12 protein-coding genes, 3 tRNA genes, 2 rRNA genes and 1 pseudogene (1 of these 18 only partly in view) are annotated in these 19,159 nt (G+C 57.4%); 5 read left to right on the forward strand and 13 right to left on the reverse strand.

The window, feature by feature from the left end; genetic code table 11:
- Window positions 1-304 precede the first annotated feature (304 nt).
- From LOKVESSMR4R_RS16160 to LOKVESSMR4R_RS16195, 8 genes are all read right to left on the reverse strand, one after another.
- Window positions 305-1,180 carry a 2-oxo acid dehydrogenase subunit E2 gene (locus LOKVESSMR4R_RS16160; protein ID WP_087210661.1) on the reverse strand — a complete coding sequence of 292 codons (876 nt, stop codon included), beginning with the start codon at window positions 1,178-1,180 and terminating at the stop codon, window positions 305-307.
- Between the two features lie 10 nt (window positions 1,181-1,190).
- Window positions 1,191-2,615, reverse strand: a complete 1,425-nt coding sequence (locus LOKVESSMR4R_RS16165; RefSeq protein ID WP_087210664.1) for an NAD-dependent succinate-semialdehyde dehydrogenase — start codon at window positions 2,613-2,615, stop codon at window positions 1,191-1,193.
- Between the two features lie 15 nt (window positions 2,616-2,630).
- Window positions 2,631-3,887 carry a biotin/lipoyl-containing protein gene (locus LOKVESSMR4R_RS16170; RefSeq protein ID WP_237331822.1) on the reverse strand — a complete coding sequence of 419 codons (1,257 nt, stop codon included), beginning with the start codon at window positions 3,885-3,887 and terminating at the stop codon, window positions 2,631-2,633.
- A gap of 7 nt (window positions 3,888-3,894) precedes the next feature.
- On the reverse strand, window positions 3,895-4,890 hold the full coding sequence (locus tag LOKVESSMR4R_RS16175; protein WP_087210669.1) for an alpha-ketoacid dehydrogenase subunit beta: 996 nt from the start codon (window positions 4,888-4,890) through the stop codon (window positions 3,895-3,897).
- A gap of 12 nt (window positions 4,891-4,902) precedes the next feature.
- Complete coding sequence (locus LOKVESSMR4R_RS16180) at window positions 4,903-5,880, reverse strand: thiamine pyrophosphate-dependent dehydrogenase E1 component subunit alpha (protein WP_087210672.1); 978 nt, start codon at window positions 5,878-5,880, stop codon at window positions 4,903-4,905.
- A gap of 87 nt (window positions 5,881-5,967) precedes the next feature.
- Complete coding sequence (locus LOKVESSMR4R_RS16185; RefSeq protein ID WP_087210675.1) at window positions 5,968-7,266, reverse strand: M24 family metallopeptidase; 1,299 nt, start codon at window positions 7,264-7,266, stop codon at window positions 5,968-5,970.
- 64 nt (window positions 7,267-7,330) lie between these two features.
- A complete protein-coding gene (locus LOKVESSMR4R_RS16190; protein WP_087210678.1) occupies window positions 7,331-8,140 on the reverse strand; it encodes an SDR family NAD(P)-dependent oxidoreductase in 810 nt (269 codons plus the stop codon).
- A 20-nt stretch (window positions 8,141-8,160) separates the two neighbouring features.
- Complete coding sequence (locus tag LOKVESSMR4R_RS16195) at window positions 8,161-9,855, reverse strand: extracellular solute-binding protein (protein ID WP_237331966.1); 1,695 nt, start codon at window positions 9,853-9,855, stop codon at window positions 8,161-8,163.
- Between the two features lie 332 nt (window positions 9,856-10,187).
- On the opposite strand from LOKVESSMR4R_RS16195, the gene LOKVESSMR4R_RS16200 reads away from it, so the two are divergent.
- The 5 genes and pseudogenes from LOKVESSMR4R_RS16200 to LOKVESSMR4R_RS20295 form a co-directional block, all read left to right on the forward strand.
- Complete coding sequence (locus LOKVESSMR4R_RS16200) at window positions 10,188-11,138, forward strand: sugar ABC transporter substrate-binding protein (protein ID WP_087210681.1); 951 nt, start codon at window positions 10,188-10,190, stop codon at window positions 11,136-11,138.
- 140 nt (window positions 11,139-11,278) lie between these two features.
- On the forward strand, window positions 11,279-12,244 hold the full coding sequence (locus LOKVESSMR4R_RS16205; protein WP_420645893.1) for an ABC transporter permease: 966 nt from the start codon (window positions 11,279-11,281) through the stop codon (window positions 12,242-12,244).
- Between the two features lie 12 nt (window positions 12,245-12,256).
- Window positions 12,257-13,258: an ABC transporter permease gene (locus LOKVESSMR4R_RS16210; protein WP_087210684.1), complete on the forward strand. Its 1,002-nt coding sequence runs from the start codon at window positions 12,257-12,259 to the stop codon at window positions 13,256-13,258.
- Window positions 13,255-14,778 (forward strand): sugar ABC transporter ATP-binding protein, encoded by a 1,524-nt coding sequence (locus LOKVESSMR4R_RS16215; RefSeq protein WP_087210687.1) that lies wholly within the window; start codon window positions 13,255-13,257, stop codon window positions 14,776-14,778. The genes LOKVESSMR4R_RS16210 and LOKVESSMR4R_RS16215 overlap by 4 nt, the downstream gene beginning before the upstream one ends.
- Window positions 14,779-14,936: 158 nt before the next feature.
- Window positions 14,937-15,100, forward strand: a pseudogene (locus tag LOKVESSMR4R_RS20295) (IS3 family transposase); the annotation flags it as partial.
- Between the two features lie 204 nt (window positions 15,101-15,304).
- Here the strand turns inward: LOKVESSMR4R_RS20295 and LOKVESSMR4R_RS16220 are convergent.
- The 5 genes from LOKVESSMR4R_RS16220 to LOKVESSMR4R_RS16240 form a co-directional block, all read right to left on the reverse strand.
- A tRNA-Met gene (locus LOKVESSMR4R_RS16220) sits at window positions 15,305-15,381 on the reverse strand.
- Window positions 15,382-15,464: 83 nt separating this feature from the next.
- Window positions 15,465-15,579, reverse strand: a 5S ribosomal RNA gene (rrf, locus tag LOKVESSMR4R_RS16225).
- A gap of 225 nt (window positions 15,580-15,804) precedes the next feature.
- Window positions 15,805-18,648 (reverse strand): 23S ribosomal RNA (locus LOKVESSMR4R_RS16230).
- Between the two features lie 410 nt (window positions 18,649-19,058).
- Window positions 19,059-19,134: transfer RNA gene (locus LOKVESSMR4R_RS16235), tRNA-Ala, on the reverse strand.
- 7 nt (window positions 19,135-19,141) lie between these two features.
- Window positions 19,142-19,159 (reverse strand) — tRNA-Ile (locus LOKVESSMR4R_RS16240) (it continues 59 nt past the right edge of the window).

Here is a 19,159-nt window from a genome sequence, read left to right on the forward strand (position 1 = left end):
AGAATTGCCTATTATAGAACAAGCACAAACAAAGATAACCTCAAAGCCGTATTCAGCTAAGTTCCGCGCGCCTGCGGTGCGGTTGGCGATGGAGCACCGCGATGATTATCGGAGCGAAGCTGCGGCGCTGACGGCGATCGCGGGTAAATTGGATTATTAGCCGGACAGCCTTTGCGTTTGTGTGCGCCAGGCCCTGCGTGATGGCCACGAAAGGCCCGGCCAGACGACGGCTGAGAAGGTCACGGGTCTTGAATTTACACCCTGAAACAGTCAATCGAAGGAACTGGCTCCATGTGTCCTGACCTTAAATCAGCATATGTCGCGGTTCGCCAATCAGGTCGCAGTAATGCGCCATGAACCTTGCTGCATCGGCACCGTTTATGACGCGGTGGTCATAGGATAGATCAAGGGGCACCATCGGAACCGGCTGCGGTATGTCACCGTCCCAAATTGTAATTGTTTCAGGCCGCGTGATCCCGAGGATGGCGACCTCGGGCGGGTTCACGATGGGTGTGAAGGCGCTGCCTCCGATCCCTCCCAGGTTCGTGATCGTCATCGACGCCCCACCCATCTGGGCAGGCCCTATCTTGCGCGCTTGTGCACGGGCTGCGAGATCACTGATTTCGGTCGCAATCTGCCACAGGCCTTTGTGATCAGCATCGCGGATCACCGGCACCATCAGACCATGCGGCGTATCAACGGCGATGCCGATGTGAACATACTCCTTCAATATCAGCACCTGCCCGTCACCTGAAAGCGACGCATTGAAGCGCGGGAACTTACGCAATGCCCGTGCAAGGGCGGCGACATGGAACGCAAGGGCCGTCAGTTTGACACCGCGCGCTTGTGCCTGTGGCTTCAGGCTGGCGCGCAGCTCTTCAATTGCGCGGATATCGGCGCGATCATGGTGGGTGACGGCGGGGATTAAGGCCTGCGCTGCCGCCATGTTGCCGGCTGCGACCTGGGCAAAGCGCGTCATCGGCTCCTGTGTCACCGGGCCATATTGGCTGTGATCCACATCCCAATAGCTGGTGTCACCATTCTGAGTTATGGTTGTCGTGGTTCCGATGTCTTCTGGCCCGATGGTCGTGCGCCCCAGCTTTTTAGCCAGATTGTCGATATCAACATTCCGGTCGCGCGCCATGCGGCGGGTCGAGGGGCTTGCGATGATCTCTGTCATGGTGGCCTCCTTACCAACTGGCCGAAATATATTGCGTTTCCATGAATTCGAGCATGCCCTCATGCCCGCCTTCACGCCCGAGCCCCGATTGCTTGGTGCCGCCAAAGGGGGCTGCGGGGTCGCTGACGAGGCCACGGTTCAGCCCCACCATCCCGTAATCGAGCCGTTCACAGACCTGCAGGGCACGTTTGAAATCACCCGAGAAGACATAGGCGACCAACCCATATTCGGTCGCATTGGCGCGCCGGATGACATCGTCTTGGTCGGTGAACGTCTGGATCGCGGCGACCGGTCCGAATATTTCGTCATGCACGCAATCGGCGTTTTCTGGCACGCCGGACAGGACGGTCGGCGGATAGAAATAGCCGATGCCGCCGGGCGTGACCCCGCCACATTCCACCTTGGCTCCTTTGGCGACCGCATCGGCGACAAAGGCGGCCACCTTGTCGCGGGTATCGGCATTGACCAAGGGGCCGACATCGACGCTTGAGTCGGTGCCATCGCCGACCTTGAGCGCGGCCATCCGCGCGGTCAGGCGTTTGGTGAATTCTGCAGCGATGGCTTCATGCACATAGATCCGGTTCGCGGCGGTACATGCCTCGCCCAGATTGCGCATCTTGGCCTGCATGGTGCCGTCAATGGCAATGTCCATATCGGCATCGTCGAATACGATCACGGGGGCATTGCCGCCCAGTTCCATCGCCGGTTTCAGCACCTGATCGGCAGCGGATTTTAGCAGTTTGCGGCCCACGCCGGTTGATCCGGTGAAACTGACCACTCGTACCCGTGGGTCGTGCAGCATGTGATCGACCAAAGCACCGGTTTTACGCGAAGGCAGAACATTGACCAGTCCGGGGGGCACGCCGGCCTCTTCCAGCAGCGGCATCAGCGCCAGCATGGTCAGCGGTGTCTCGGACGCAGGTTTGATGATGACGCCACAACCGGCCGCCAAGGCGGGTGCGATCTTGCGGGTACCCATCGCGGCCGGGTAGTTCCACGGCGTGATCAGCACCGCCAACCCGGCGGGTTTATGCTGGACCATGATCCGCGCACCAGATGCGGGGGCATGGGTGATCATCCCGTCGGCACGCACGGCCTCTTCCGCGAACCAGCGAAAGAATTCAGCGGCATAGGCCGCCTCTCCCTTGGCATCGCCGCTGGCCTTGCCGTTTTCCAGCGTGATCAGATGGGCGAAGTCGTCCAGCCGCGCGGTCATCAACTCCCATGCGCGGCGCAACACCTCGGATCGCGCGCGCGGGGTGCGGGCGGCCCAGTCGGCCATCGCGGCCGCGGCTGCGTCCAAAGCCTTGTTCGCATCAGCAATATCAGCGCTGGCGACCGAGGCGATGACCTGCTCGGTGGCGGGATTAATAACGTCGAAACGGTCAGCGGTCTTGTGCCATGTGCCGTTGATGTAAAGATCAGTGTGGTCCATGTGTCCCCCCAAGGGTCAAAGCAGGTGATGCAGCGGATGTTCCATCCGATCTGCGAAAGTCGTCAAAAGCCCGATGGCGGCAGGGCCATCCATCTGCGCTGGCGCACATTCCAATGTGATCGTCAGGCCCTGCACGCCCGACATCAGCGTCAGGACCGGCGTGTCCGTCGCGCCAAGCGAGACGTTGCGCAAAGCCGTGCCGCGCAGATCGCGCAGGATCAGGTCGGGTGCTGCATCGGTCGCGGTCACAGCCGATAGAGACCGCCCCACGGGCACAGCATAGGATTGCTGCTGGCCGAACCTTTCAATCACGATGGTACAAGGCGCGGTCATGCTGGCACCCGCCAGACCAGCCAGCAGGGCATCGGCGTCAGTTAGGCCGTTCTTTGCGGCCCAAGCTGCAAAGTCGGTGAAACCGTCAGTGGCAATCTCGGCGGTCAAGGACATCACTGCGGCGGCGGCTGTCGCAACCGGCGTCTCTGTGGGTATCGCGCGCAGGGTGTCCAGATCAGCGACATGGAAAGGCTGCGGATACCCGGCCTTGACCAATTGTGCCAGATCAAGCCCCTGTTCCCGCGCCAGCCTACGCGCCTTGGGCGAGGCGAGGATTCGTCCGCCAGCAGCAGCAGGGGGCGGTGGTGGTGTGGGTTTCTTCTCTTGCTGCGTGGGTGCCGAAGTCTGTTTTGTAACGGCAGGTTCCGTGGCAGGTGCAGCTTCGATAGACACCGATCTAGCGACGGGATTGGCTGGCTTTTCTGAACTGATGATCGCAACTTGCGCCCCGACCGGGACTTCTTGGCCTGCCTCGGCCAAGGTGGCGGCAAGATAACCATCGAAACCGGCTGTGACTTCCATCGTGGATTTGTCGGTCTCTACCTCAAACAACAGATCGTCGGCGACCACAGCATCGCCGGGGGATTTCAGCCAGTTGACTAGCAGGCCGGTGTCCTGCGCCATACCAAGCTGGGGCATGGTGACGGACTTGCCTGTAGGCATATCGTCGCTCGCGGTCGGTGCTGTAGCTGGTTTGGCTGCAGGGGCATCGTTATCAGCGGTGTCAGAAATCTGCGCAATCACAGCTCCTACAGGCACATCTTCGCCTTCGCTCGCTGTCACGCTGGTCAGAAAGCCGCTGGCCTGCGCCTCAACCTCCATCGTGGCCTTGTCGGTTTCCACCTCGAACAAGGCATCGCCTTTCGTCACGGCATCGCCCGGCGATTTGAGCCAGGTGACGATCTTGCCCGCGTCCTGCGCCATGCCGAGCTGAGGCATTGTCACATCACGCGGCATGTATCATCTCCCCCGCGCAAAGCCTGCGCGCATTGGCGGCGACACCTTCGGGGGTGGGGACGGTGACGTCCTCCAGCGCGGGCGAGAATGGCACTGGCACATCCATTGCACCCATGCGTAGGACCGGCGCGTCAAGGTGATAGAACGCCTTTTCGTTAAGGCGCGACGCGATTTCTGCGGTCACACCATAGCTTTGATGACCTTCATCAATGACGATGGCGCGGCTTGTCTTGCGCACGCTGGCAAGCAGGGTGTCCTCGTCCAATGGTACGATTGTGCGAGGGTCGATCACTTCGGCGCTGATGCCTTCGAGGGCCAGAATCTCGGCAGCTTTTTCCGCGACCTGCACCATGGATGACGTGGCAATAAATGTAATGTCGGTGCCTTCACGTTTTACATTCGCGACGCCAAAGGGGATCAGATATTCCTCTTCCGGGACGGGGGCCTTGTCCTGATACATCAGCTTGTCTTCGAAAATCACAACAGGGTTATTGTCGCGGATCGCGGTTTTCATCAGTCCTTTCGCCTCATAGGCTGATGACGGCATCGCGACCTTCAGCCCCGGAATATGCGCCACCAGCGCCTGCAAGGACTGGCTGTGTTGTGCAGCAGACCGGCGGGTCGCGCCCATGTTCGTGCGCAGCACCATTGGCACCGACAATTTGCCGCCCGACATGTAATGCTGTTTGGCGGCCTGATTGCATAGCTGGTCCATCACCAGATAGATGAAATCGCCGAACATCAAATCTACGATCGGTCGCGCGCCGGTCATGGCAGCACCAACGGCAAGACCCACAAAACCAGGCTCGGAGATCGGTGTATCGATGACACGCTCAGTACCGAATTCCTCAACCAGACCAGACAGCACCTTAAAGGGGGTGCCAGCCTCAGCCACATCTTCGCCCAATAGAAATACCGTGGGATCACGGCGCATTTCTTCGGCGATGGCTTCATTGACGGCTTGAGACAGGGTGATTTCGCGCATGATGGTTGCTCCTCAATCCGCGTAAACATGCATGTCCACTTCGGACACATCGGGGTATTTGGCGGCCTCGGCATAAGCGACGGCTGCTGTTGCATCTTCCTCGATCTCGGCGTTCATCGCCTCGATCTCGGCCTCGGTGGCGATGCCCTGCTCCACTAACCATGCGCGGAACCGCACGATGGGATCGCGGTTTTCTTTCCAATCCTTCTCTTCGTCCTTCGACCGGTAATATTCGCGGTTGATGTCGCCGACATGGTGGCCGTGATAGCGGTAGGTCATCAATTCGATGAAGAACGGGCCTTCGCCCTTGCGGCACCGCGCAACCAATTTCTGGGTCAGTTCGTTGACGGCCAGCACATCCTGCCCATCGACCTTGAAAGCCTCGATTCCGAAGGCTTCGGCGCGGGCGGTGATGGAACCGGCGGCAATTTCCTCGGTCTTGGTGTATTCGGAATAGCCGTTGTTTTCGCAGGCATAGATGACCGGCAGATGCCAAAGGGCGGCCATGTTCATCACCTCATAGAGCAGGCCCTGTGCCGTGGCCCCATCGCCGAAGAAACAGACCGTGACATCATTCTGGCTCAGAAGTTTGGCGCGCAGGGCAGAGCCTGTGGCGATCCCCATCGACCCGCCGACGATGGCATTGGCGCCAAGATTGCCGTGGCTTTGGTCCGCGATATGCATCGACCCGCCCTTGCCACGGCAATAGCCCTCTTCTTTGCCCAAAAGTTCGCAGAACATTTCGCGGAAATTCGCGCCCTTGGCGACGCAATGTCCGTGACCACGGTGCGTGGAAGTAATGCGGTCATCGTCGCTCAGCGCCTCGCAGATGCCGACGGCGACGGCCTCTTCGCCGGAATACATATGCGTGAGGCCAGGCATCTTGGCGGAGAGGTACAGCTGGTTGGCGTTGTCCTCGAACGTGCGGATGCGGACCATCTGGCGGTACATGCGCAGGTAATCTTCGGTATTGGTCTTGGTCTTGGCCATGGGGTGATCCCTTGTTTGGGGTTCGGTGCACAGAATGCGCACCCTACGGATGGCGGGGGGTGCGTATTCTGCGCACCCCTGCGGGCCCTAATACCGGTTGGCAATCGGCAGTTCTTCGGCGGGGAACAGGCTGATCACCTCACAGCCTGTTTCGGTCACAACCACCTCTTCTTCAATCCGTGCGGCGGAGTAACCGTCGGTGGCGGGGCAATAGGTTTCCAGCGCAAAGACCATGCCAGTCTTGATTTCCATGGGGTGATCCATGCTAATTGCACGGCTGATGATGGGCCTCTCATGCAGCGCGAGGCCTAAGCCATGCCCGAATTGCAGCCCGAACGCCTGATCCTCATTGGCAAAACCAAGGCTTTCCGCCGTTGGCCAAACGGCTGCGACCTTATCCGTCGTCACACCCGGTTTGATCATCGCGATTGATGCATCGATCCATTCGCGCGCCTTGGTATAGGCATCGGTCTGCGACGGCGTTGCGCGGCCCACATTGAACGTCCGGTAATAACAAGTGCGATAGCCCTGATAACTTTGCAGGATGTCGAAAAACGCCTGGTCACCGGGGCGGATCAGCCGGTCGGTAAAGTTATGTGGATGCGGGTTACAGCGCTCACCGGAAATCGCGTTGATCGCCTCGACATCATCCGACCCCATTTCATAGAGCATCTTGTTGGACAAAGCGACGATGTCGTTTTCGCGCACGCCGGGTTTCAGCTCTTCATAGATCATGTGATAAACGCCATCGACCATCGCGGCGGCCTGCGTCAAAAGCTGGATTTCATCCCAGTTCTTGATCTCGCGCGCCGCAAGCATGATCTGCTGGCCATCGACGACATTGATGCCTTCTTCTTTCAGGGCATGGAACATCGCGGTTTCGGCATAATCTACACCTACCGGCATATCGGCCATGCCGGCATCCCGGATCAGTCCTGCGATTTGCTTGGCGTATTTCTGCATCAATCCGAATTCGGGCGGGATAGTTCCGCGCATTCCGACGACACCGGCCAGGCAATGATCAGGTTCCAGCCAGTCCGCATGGCGTTTGTGGTGCATCGCCGCCGAGCCAAAATCCCAGACATAGGGGCTATCATCGCCCGTCAGTAGACAGAAGCGGCACATCTTGTCCCGTTCCCATTCGCCGATCTTGGTCGCGGACACATAACGGATGTTGTTCACATCGAACAGCAACAGCGTACCCGCGTTGGACGCCTGCAAGGCCTGCCGAGTGCGGGCGAGACGGTAGCGGCGCAGACGGTCGTGGTCGATGCGGCGTTCAAAATCCACCGTGGTATGGCCCCAAGCGGGCAAACGTTCGCGCCATTCCCAGTTGGGTTCGAGGTCTTGCGGGGTCAAAAGGTTCGGCATCAGGGCGCGGGACATGGCTTACTCCTTCATGGTGCAGGAAGCGCACCAATGTTTCTTGAAAAAATGTATGAAAATCAGGCTACTGGATGCACCAGCCGCCATCGATATGGATCATCTGGCCGGTCATGTAATCGCTGTCATCGCTGACGAGGAAAGACGCAGTGCCGGTGATGTCGCGGGGATAGGAGACGCGTTTGATATGCAGCGCATCGCGCACGATATCATCATAGGCCTGACCTTCGTGATCCTTGAAGCCGATTTCGACCAGATCCTTGTCCAGCTGCTCCCACAGCGGCGTGACCACCACCCCCGGTGCATAGCCGTTGACGGTGATGTTGTGTTCGGCCAGCCCAATGGCCCCGCAATGGGTCAGTGCCAAACAGCCGTATTTCGAGGTGCAATAGACCGTCACATCGACCAGCGGTTTGCGTGACGCGATGGAACCCACATTGATCAGCTTATAGGGATGATCCGGCATCGGCCCCTGCGCGATCATCTGGCGGGCGGTTTCCTGCATGCCAAGCCACATAGCCTTGGTGTTGACGTTCATGATCAGGTCCCAGTTATCCTCATCAATATCCATGAAGAAACGGGGCTTGTTCAGGCCGGCGTTAAAGACGCCAACATTGATCGATCCGAAAGCATCGACCGTTGCTGCAACGGCGGCGGCGTTATCAGCGCGTTTGGTCACATCCATATGCACCGCAATCGCGCGGCCGTTGCCTGCGGCGTTGATCTTGTCGGCGACGGCTTGTGCGGCGTCCAGATCCAGATCGCCAAGGCAGATGTTCGCGCCTTGGGCGGCAAAGCTTTCGGCATTGGCCGCCCCCATGCCGCGACCGGCACCGGTGATCAGGATGTTTTTTCCGTTAAGGCGATTGGGGTCCATGGTTTCCTCCCTTGGGTATTCTATTGTCGTAAAATCTGTTCGGCGCGGGCCTGCACCCGGTCGAGCGCGTGACGCGGGCTGACGATCCCGCGCAGCATGTCGTGCAATTCATGGCCACAGATGTTGATGATCTGCGACACCTGCGGAATCGGCGGGCGCGGCCAGAATTGCAGCTCGTCGCGCCATGACATCTGGTCAAGCAGGCCAAAGATCGGCGACAGCCGCCGCACTTCGGGGTCGGCACCGACGGAATAGCGCGGTTCGGTCCGGCTACCGTTCTGTGCGTAAAGCTTCTGCGCACCGGGCGAGGTAAAGGACACCAGCGCCTCGACCGTGTCATCGATTCGCTCGTCGGGCAGGTTGGTCGGCACGCACAGCACATAGCCGCCCACCGGCGCAATCGGTGCGCCTTGTGGTCCGTGCGGATGCACCAAATAGCCAGTATTGCCATGCGCGGGGCTGTTTTGGTCCAGCTCGAAATAGGGGGCCAGCAGGGTATAGCCATAGGCCATCGCGACATGGCCCGCGCCGTAGGGGCGCACGCGTTCGTACCACGACATCGACAGGATATCGGGGGGGGAATAATCCATCAGCTGCATCAGGTAATCGGCGGCTTCCAGCGCGCGGTCGGTGTTCAGCGTGGGGGTGAACCCGCCTTTGGCGAGATTGTCCGTATCGAACCCGCCTGCAATTTTCGGGATGTCGATGATCGGCTGCCCAAAGGCCGCGCAGGTCATCATGAACGTATGCCCCAATGCGGTGCCGCGTGCCGCGTTCCATGCCACGCCGTACCGTCCGCGCTGGGGATTGTGGAAATGGCGCGCGGCATCGATAACACCGGCGGTCGTGGTCGGCGGTTCTATGGCCTCGTTGGCAAACCAGTCCTTACGGAAGAACAACAGCTCCGGCGTCGTCTGGCTGGGCACGCCGTAGGGGCGCCCGCCCCAATGCGCGGCGCGCCAGCCCGCGGTGTGGAAATCCGCGGGATCAAGGCGGGCGATATCCATCACCTCATCCAAAGGCCGGATCACGCCTTTTTCTACGAATTCTCCGACCCAAGGCAGATCGATCGCGATCAAGTCATAGCGGCTTTTGGGCCGTTCAGCGTTGCGCAAAGCCTCTTCGCGCAGCCGGTCGATGGAAAAGGCGCGCTGGTGGATATTGGTGCCGACGATCTGTTCGAACTGGCGCTTGAGCCCTTCCATGACCATGAAGGTCGGATCACCATGGACAAGGATGCGCAAACCGCCCGACAGCTTGAGGGGTTGGGCAAGTGCCGACAGGGGCGGGATCGCCGCGCGCCCGGGTTGGTAAGAACCGCCGAAGTAATAGTCGGTGGTTTCGGGCGACGGGTCCATCACCTCGAACGAGGCGCGCACCAGCCGGTCGATCCGGTCAGCCAGCTGGCTAAACCCTTCCAGCAGGTCGGAACTGGGATGCAGGGAAAAGCTTTTGCCGGTCTTGGTGCGCGCACGCCGTTCGATCAGCCCGGCATCCTGAATCTCGGCCAGTTTGCGGGTTGCAGTCGCATAGGGCACCCCCGCCGCCGACACCATCGACGAAGGCGAGACGATCCGCCCTGCCGAATGGCTTTGCAGCAGATGCAGGATCATGTTCAAATGCGGGTTGGCGGTATTGGGATCGATGGCATTGTCGATCTCCATCGTCAGATTGGATAAAAACTGCGTCAGACGGTCCAGATCGGCGGCAGGCATCACACCAGACAGACCCGCAGACCCGACGGGGACTGCATGTCCAGAATGAATATTTCGTGCGACGCTCTGTTGCATTGGACCTGGGTTCTGTGGGGCGGCGGACCGCCTGCGTGGCTGTTTCATGTTCTTCCCTTTGCAAATGAGCCAAAATGATCAGGGGTGATATTGGCATAAAATCCATAATGGATAAAATTATATCCCATTTGAATAATATTTCTGGGTCTTTTCATCTGGGAATCACGCTTTTTGACGGGGTCGGCTAGACGGGGCATAGTCCCAAGGCAGGGAGGTTGCCTTTAGTCGGAACACAGTGATCCACGGGAGGATTTAGAATGAAAATGACAATCACCGCAGCGCTTGCCTGTTCCACCGCCATGTTCGGTGCGGCGGCTGCTGCCCAGACCATGACGGTCGGCATTACCCAGAACAACGTGGGCGTCGACAGCTATCAGACGACCTATGAGCGCGCCTTTATCGCCGCCGCCGAGGCCAACCCCGATGTCAACGCCATCGTGCTAGACGCGGGAGGTGATGTTGCGCGCCAATTGGCGCAGATGGAAGATCTGATCCAGCAGCAGGTCGATGCCATCATCATCTGGCCCACCAATGGCGAAGCCGTGATCCCCGCCGTGCGCCGTGCGCATAACGCAGGCATCCCTGTCGTCGTGACCAATTCGAATATCGCCGAACAGGGGTTCGATTTCATCCGGTCGTTTTCCGGCCCCGACAATGTGACCCAAGGGTCGCGCTCTGCCGAAATCATGTGCGAACGCTTTACCGCGCTGGGTATTCAGGACGAGGCCCGCGTTGTGCAGATTTCCGGCCAACCCGGGTATACCACCGCGATCGAACGCCAGCAGGGTTTCGATGATCGTCTGCCAGAGGTTTGCCCCAACGTGACGCTGGTGGAAACCCAGCCAGGTGACTGGAACCGCGAAAAATCCCAGCAGGTAATGGAAGCGTTCCTGATCAAGTATGACGATATCGACGGTGTCTATTCCGGCGATGACAACATGGGCATTGGCGCGCTGAACGCGGCGCGTGCGGCTGGTCGTGAAGGGATCGTTTTTGTCGGTGCCACGAACTTTGCCGTGGGCTATGATGCGATGGCCGAAGGCGATTACTGGGGGTCGATCTATCAATCCCCCGTCGATGATGCCGAAGCGGCGCTGCAAACCGCCATCGACATCCTGAACGGCGAAGACGTGCCGTTCCTGAATTACTTCGACACCCCCAAGATCACGCAAACCAACATGGACGAATACACCAAGCCCGTGTTCTGATCTCTCCCCCAGAGATCGCGCGGGGCGGGTTTGTCCGCCCTGCGCGCTTTATGTGATACCTTTTGCAGGTGGCAGGTGGGAACGCATCCCACCTTTGCCTGACGCAACCACTGTTTTGGGGGATGGAAATGATGTCCAGCATGACACGACAGACTCTCGGCACGTTACTGGCCAAACAGGGAATCCTGATTGCCTTCGTGCTGTTCATGATCGTTTTTGCCATCGCCAACCAACGTTTTATCGCGATGGACAATATCCTTGGCGTGGTGCGGTCATCCGCGATCATCGGGGTGATGGCGCTGGGTGTCACCTTTGTGGTGATCGGCGGCAATCTGGATCTATCGGTGGGGTCGATGATGTCGTTTTCCACCATTGTCGTGCTGGACCTGCATGACAAGATCGGCCCTGCGATGGCGATCCCCGCCATGTTCGCGCTGACCCTGCTTTTGGGCGCATTCATCGGGTTTCTGGTCGGGTATCTCAAGCTGAATTCCCTGATCGTCACCTTGGGCATGCTGTCGGCCATCCACGGTCTGACGCTAACATGGTCGGGCGGCAAGAACATGGATATTGCCGACAAATCCGGCACATGGTTTTCGTTTTTCGGTCAGGACCGGGTGCTGGGCATCCCCGTGCCGATCCTGATCTTCGCCTTGCTCGCGGTGCTGCTCAGCCTGCTGTTATCCAAGACAGCCTTTGGCCGGCAGGTCTATGCGGTCGGCGGCAACGGGCAGGCGGCGACGTTTTCGGGCATCCCGCGCGCGCGGGTCGTGTTCATGACCTATCTGGTGTCGTCTTTCTGCGTGGCGGTGGCGGGGCTGTTGCAGGCCAGCCGCAGCCTTGGCAGCCAGAATACTGTGGGTCAGGGGCAGGAACTGGTCGTGTTGGCGGCAGTCATTCTGGGGGGCGCGTCCTTGCTGGGCGGGTCCGGCACCGTGTTCAAGACGGTGATCGGTGTGCTGATCCTGGGGTTCATCCAGAACGGGCTTCTGTTAATGGGCCTCGATTTCTACGTTCAATACATGGTCACATGGGCGATCATTATTCTGGCCGTCTGGCTGGATGTCGCGGCCAAGCGGGGCCATCTGTGGTCCCCCATCGCGTAAGGGGAGGCTGCTATGACAAGCCAAAACCGCAGGGACCTGATCAAGCAAGGCGGCATCTGGGTCTTTATCGTTGCGGAACTCGCGTTCTTTTCCATCGCCGGCAATTATCTGTCGGCATCGGATCAAGCCTTCATGGATTTCGACAACATGCTGTTGTTGCTGAAACAATCCGCGCCCATCGGGATCATCGCGCTGGGCATGACGATCATCATGATCAACGGCAATATCGATCTGAGCGTGGGGGCGACCTTTGCCTTGGCGGCGATCGTTCTGCTGGACAGTATGACCTGGCCCTTCATGCAGGAGCTGGGCGATTGGGCGATCCCGCTGGCTTGGGGCTTTGCGCTGACGACGGGGGTCGTGCTGGGGGCCATCAACGGGTTGATCGTGTGGAAAACCGGCGTCGATGCCTTCATTGTCACGCTGGGGTCAATGCTGGGCTTTCGCGGGCTGGTATTCATGTATAACGGCGAACAGCCGACCAGCCATCTGAACTGGACACTTGTGGATTTTGCCGAGGCGCAGTTTCTGGGCCTGCATACTGCGTCATGGTTCCTGCTGGGGGCAGCGCTTGTATTGTGGTGGATCACGACGCGCACCAACCATGGTCGCAACGCCTATGCCATCGGCAACAACCGCGATGCGGCGGTGAATGCCGGCATCCGTGTCGGGCCGCATATCATGTGGAATTTCATGCTGATCGGATTTCTTGCCGCGCTATCGGCTGCCGTGTTTTATTCCGAAAGCGGATCGGTGAACCCTAATGACGGGATGCTGTACGAACTGTGGGCGATCACCGCCGTCGTGCTGGGCGGGACCAAGCTGGCGGGGGGGTACGGGTCAATCATCGGCACCCTTGGCGGGGTCATCGCCATTCAACTGCTGCGCAAAGGGTTGGGCCATATTGGAGCCGATACCCAGACAGTGAACCTTGTCATCGGCCTGATCCTGATCGCCGTACTGGTGCTGGACCGGCATCTGAACCGGCAGGGCAAAGAGGAGCTGAAGATATGACCAACCCCAAACCCGCCCTGCGGTTAGAAGGCATCGTCAAAGCCTTCCCCGGCGTGCGCGCGCTGGATGGTGTGTCCTTCGATCTGCGCCCGGGCGAGGTACATGCGTTGATGGGCGAAAACGGTGCCGGAAAATCTACCTTGATGAAGGTGTTGGGTGGTGTTCTTGCCCCGAATGCAGGGCAGATTTTTATCGGTGATGATCCGGTCGTCATGACATCGCCCAAACAGGCCAAGGCGATGGGAGTGATGTTCATCCATCAGGAACTGAGCCTTGCGGATGAACTCAGCGTAGCGGAGAATATCTTTCTGGGGGAATTGCCTCTCAAATCCTTCGGGCGCGTGGACTGGGATAAGCTCTATGCTGCGACAGACCGTATCCTTGAGACCTTGAACGTCAGTTTTGACGCGAAAACCCGTGTGGGCGATCTATCGATCGCCAACCAGCAGATGGTCGAGATCGGGCGCGCCCTGACGGTCGATCCGCGTGCGGTGATCTTCGATGAACCCACGGCATCGCTGACAGATGCGGAAAAGATCGTTTTGTTCAACGTGATCAGCGATCTGCAAGCGCGTGGTGTCGGGATCATTTATATTTCGCACAGGATGGAAGAAATTTTCAAGATCACCGACCGGATCAGCGTGCTGCGCGATGGACAATATCGCGGCACGTTGCACACGGCGGACACGAATGAGGATGAGGTCACGCAGCTGATGATCGGGCGCAGCCTTGATCTATCCCGCAACGCCAGCCACCACCAGATGGGCGACACCGCACTCGAGGTACGCAATCTCAGCTGTGGACGCTTGTTCGACGACATCAGCTTTGCTGTCCGTAAAGGTGAAGTACTGGGCTTTTACGGCCTCGTCGGTGCCGGCCGAACCGAAATTGCCGAAACCATTTTTGGCCTCCGGACGCCCTCTGCCGGACAGATCCTTTTTAACGGGCAGGAGGTGCAAATCACATCTCCCATCGACGCGATCCGCTTGGGCATTTCACTCGTGCCCGAGGATCGCAAGGATCAGGGTCTGGTGCTGGGGATGAACTGCAAAGACAACATGTCGCTGCCACAGGTGGGCCGCCTGACCAAGGGGCCTTTCGTCAACCACAACGCCGAAATCGCGATTTTTGACAAATACCGCGAGAAACTCGACATCCGTACGCCGGGCTGGCGGCAGGCCGTCGGCAACCTGTCGGGGGGTAACCAGCAGAAAATCGTGATCGGCAAATGGTTGTCGATGCACCCCGAGGTGCTGATCGTGGATGAACCGACACGCGGGATCGACGTGGGTTCCAAATCTGAGATCCACAATCTGATCCGAGATCTGGCCGCCCAAGGCTTTGCCGTGATCGTGATCAGCTCGGAAATGCCAGAGGTTTTGCATGTCTCGGACAGGATCGTCGCGATGTTCGCAGGAAAGGTCATGCGAGAGCTGAGTGCCGCGGAGGTGACCGAGGACAATTTGATTCAGGCGATCTCTGGCATTAAACAAGATGATCAGAGATCACAACGCCGCTGACCTGCGATCAAATTTCGATCCATCCCGTTATAGAAGCTGACCTGCCCCCCGAAACTTCCCTCACTTTGATGTAGAGTTTGCTCAACCTCCGAACGAGCAAACAATGGGACAGAGACGCTTTACCGCAGCCCAGACAATCGGGCTGATCAAAGAGCAATAAGCTGTATCGTCTCTACACCGAGGAAAAGTAGGCGTCAGGCGGCGAAGACGCCGTAAACGCGTGCGCGGATCAAGAACACCGGTGCCCAGAGCATTGCGTCCTGGCGAGCGTTGGTCGCTGGATTTTGTGTCTGACACGAATGGTGCATCACACAAGCCTCGCTGGCCTGACACCAGCAGAATATGCTAATCGGTCAAAGGAAGACCAAAACCTGAACAGAGCTAACCTAAATTAGCGGACTCATTGGGGAGCAGGTCAAACAGTACTGAGTTTGGCTTGGTTGCTTCCACAGTGCTTCCAGTGGGGAATTGGGAACGCAAAAAGCGCCCCGTGGGGCGCTGTGGTGTTGTGGTTGTTGGCGTATTTTGGTTGCGGGAGTAGGATTTGAACCTACGACCTTCAGGTTATGAGCCTGACGAGCTACCGGGCTGCTCCATCCCGCGCCATTTATGGCGCACCTAATCTGATTAGGTGCATCGTAAGAGAGATACGCTTGCTGTGTGGCAAGCATGACGTTGTTTATTAGGTTTGGCAGTGACTTACTCTCCCACGTCTTAAGACGCAGTACCATCAGCGCTGCGGCACTTAACTGCCGAGTTCGGGATGGGATCGGGTGTTTTGCTCGCGCTATGACCACCAAACCAAAAAAACAACGCCAGGTCAAAACGACCCGGTTTTGACCTGGGTGAGCAAGGCATGTTTGCGCAGCAAACGTGCAGCTCACTCAGGTGCTATGAGGCACTTCTTTCCAAGGTTGTTGGTTGAAGTGCCCTTTTTACCGGGCGTTTTGTTTGTTCCAAGTCTTATACGACTGTTGGTGTTTGTGTATGTATCCTGATTTTTCGCCAGTCTTACTATTACTGGATCAAATCAAGCCTATCGGGCAATTAGTACCAGTCAACTGAACGCATTGCTGCGCTTACATCTCTGGCCTATCGACGAGGTGGTCTACCTCGGCCCTCAGGGATACCTTGTTTTGAAGGGGGCTTCCCGCTTAGATGCCTTCAGCGGTTATCCTGTCCGATCATAGCTACCCTGCACTGCCGTTGGCACGACAACAGGTCCACCAGTGGATCGTTCACCCCGGTCCTCTCGTACTAGGGGCAACTCTTCTCAAGTATCCTACACCCACGGAAGATAGGGACCGAACTGTCTCACGACGTTCTAAACCCAGCTCACGTACCTCTTTAAACGGCGAACAGCCGTACCCTTGGGACCTGCTCCAGCCCCAGGATGAGATGAGCCGACATCGAGGTGCCAAACGGTGCCGTCGATATGGACTCTTGGGCACCATCAGCCTGTTATCCCCAGCGTACCTTTTATCCGTTGAGCGATGGCCCTTCCACTCGGGACCACCGGATCACTATGGCCGTCTTTCGACTCTGCTCGACTTGTCAGTCTCGCAGTCAGGCTGGCTTCTGCCATTGCACTCAACGAGCGATTTCCGACCGCTCTGAGCCAACCTTCGCGCGCCTCCGTTACAATTTGGGAGGCGACCGCCCCAGTCAAACTACCCACCACGCAGGGTCCCGGACCCGGATAACGGGCCGCGGTTAGACATCAAGCAAGATAAGGGTGGTATCTCAAGGGAGGCTCCACAAGGACTAGCGTCCCTGCTTCAAAGCCTACCACCTATCCTGCACATATCGTGCCTGATGCCAATGCGAAGCTATAGTAAAGGTGCATGGGGTCTTTCCGTCTAACCGCGGGTATCCTGCATCTTGACAGGAAATTCAATTTCGCTGAGTCCACATTTGAGACAGCGGGGAAGTCGTTACGCCATTCGTGCAGGTCGGAACTTACCCGACAAGGAATTTCGCTACCTTAGGACCGTTATAGTTACGGCCGCCGTTTACCTGGGCTTCAATTCGGAGCTTGCACTCCTCCTTTTAACCTTCAGGCACCGGGCAGGCGTCAGACCCTATACGTCGTCTTACGACTTCGCAGAGCCCTGTGTTTTTAGTAAACAGTCGCCACCCCCTGGTTTGTGCCCCCGCCCAAAACTTGCGTTCTGAACGGGCCTCCTTCTCGCGAACTTACGGAGGTATTTTGCCGAGTTCCTTAAATGTGGTTCTCTCAAGCGCCTTGGTATTCTCTACCAGTCCACCTGTGTCGGTTTAGGGTACGATCTAGCGGAGGGCTATTTCCAGGAACCTCTAAACGGCCTGCCCAATCCGATAAGGGCAAACAATCTTCGAGATCCGTCACATCCTCCTGGCCCAGGAATATTAACCTGGTTCCCATCGACTACGCCTTTCGGCCTCGCCTTAGGGGTCGGCTTACCCTGCTCAGATTAGCTTTAAGCAGGAACCCTTGGACTTTCGGCGAGGGAGTCTCTCACTCCCTTTGTCGCTACTCATGTCATCATTCTCACTAGTGATCTCTCCACCGGATCCCTCACAGGCCGGCTTCACAGAAAGCTCCCTGCGTCCAATATCCCCCGAAAGGGATTAAGGACGCTTGGAACTATGTCACACTACGCTCTGCTACCATGCAATAAATTGCATCCCAGACTTCGGCTCATGGCTTGAGCCCCGTTACATCTTCGCCGCAGGACAACTTATTTAGACCAGTGAGCTGTTACGCTATCTTTAAAGGATGGCTGCTTCTAAGCCAACCTCCTGGTTGTTTTGGTCGTCCCACCTGCTTTCCCACTTAGCCATGAATTAGGGGCCTTAGTCGTAGGTTAGGGTTGTTTCCCTCTTCACAACGGACGTTAGCACCCGCTGTGTGTCTGCCGGATATTACTCCTCGGTATTCGGAGTTTGGTTAGGATCAGTAAGACGGTGAGTCCCCATTACCCATCCAGTGCTCTACCCCCGAGGGTATTCGTCCGACGCTCTACCTAAATAGATTTCGCAGAGAACCAGCTATCTCCGAGTTTGATTGGCCTTTCACCCCTAGGCACACCTCATCCCGACCTTTTTCAACAGGTGTGGGTTCGGACCTCCAGTTAGTGTTACCTAACCTTCATCCTGGACATGCCTAGATCACTCGGTTTCGGGTCTAATGCATCTAACTCAATCGCCCTATTCAGACTCGCTTTCGCTGCGCCTACACCTAACGGCTTAAGCTTGCTAGATACACTAAGTCGATGACCCATTATACAAAAGGTACGCTGTCAGGCCTCAAGGGCCCTCCAACTGATTGTAGGCGTTCGGTTTCAGGTACTGTTTCACTCCCCTCGTCGGGGTGCTTTTCACCTTTCCCTCACGGTACTGGTTCGCTATCGGTCAGTAAGGAGTACTTAGCCTTCGAAGGTGGTCCTCCGATGTTCAGACAGAATTTCACGTGTTCCGCCCTACTTAATACGTCCAATCATGCTTCTTATACGGGACTGTCACCCACTCTGGTTGTGCTTTCCAACACATTCTAATCACATTCATGGCTCGGCTGGTCCCCGTTCGCTCGCCGCTACTAGGGGAGTATCTGTTGATTTCCTTTCCTCCGGGTACTTAGATGTTTCAGTTCCCCGGGTTTGCTTTTGTAAACCTATGTATTCAGTCTACAAATACCTGGTTTACCCCATTGTTAACCAGACACCCCAAAAGGAATGTATAATAACAACAAAGTATCAGGTGGGTTGCCCCATTCAGAAATCCATGGATCAAAGCTTATTCTCAGCTCCCCATGGCTTATCGCAGAGTATCACGTCTTTCATCGCCTCTTACTGCCAAGGCATCCACCAAACGCCCTTTTCGCGCTTGATTTGATCCAGAAAAAGCAAGGCTTCTTCTGTGGTTGGGCCCTTTTGTTATTCAAACCCAACCTTAATCAAAATGCATACATTGCAGTGCCAGCCGCTGGTTCAGCAACTGACACCGTTCGAACAGCATTACTGCTGTTCCGGTTAGTGTACTTGACTTGGAACAAAATAGATTTTCAGGGCCTAAACCCATCTGGCAATCCCCTCACGCGGGGCGCCTCTATTCTGATGTTGTATCTCTCTATACGATGTAAAATGCGACCGAAGCCGCAACGTCCAGTTGGACGGCAAAACAGCCAAAGCTGCTTGACGGTCAAACTGTGCTGATTGTGCCAGATGTTGGGACCATGCAGGTTCTCATGATTTGCTGCGCAAATCACGGCCACCCGCGCTTCTTTTGCTGCGCAAAAGAAGTGGTGGAGCGTATCGGGATCGAACCGATGACCCCCTGCTTGCAAAGCAGGTGCTCTCCCAGCTGAGCTAACGCCCCAAAATTTTGGTGGGTCGAGGAGGAC

Origin of the sequence: Yoonia vestfoldensis (genome assembly GCF_002158905.1) — a bacterium.
Classification (GTDB): Bacteria; Pseudomonadota; Alphaproteobacteria; order Rhodobacterales; family Rhodobacteraceae; genus Yoonia; species Yoonia vestfoldensis_B.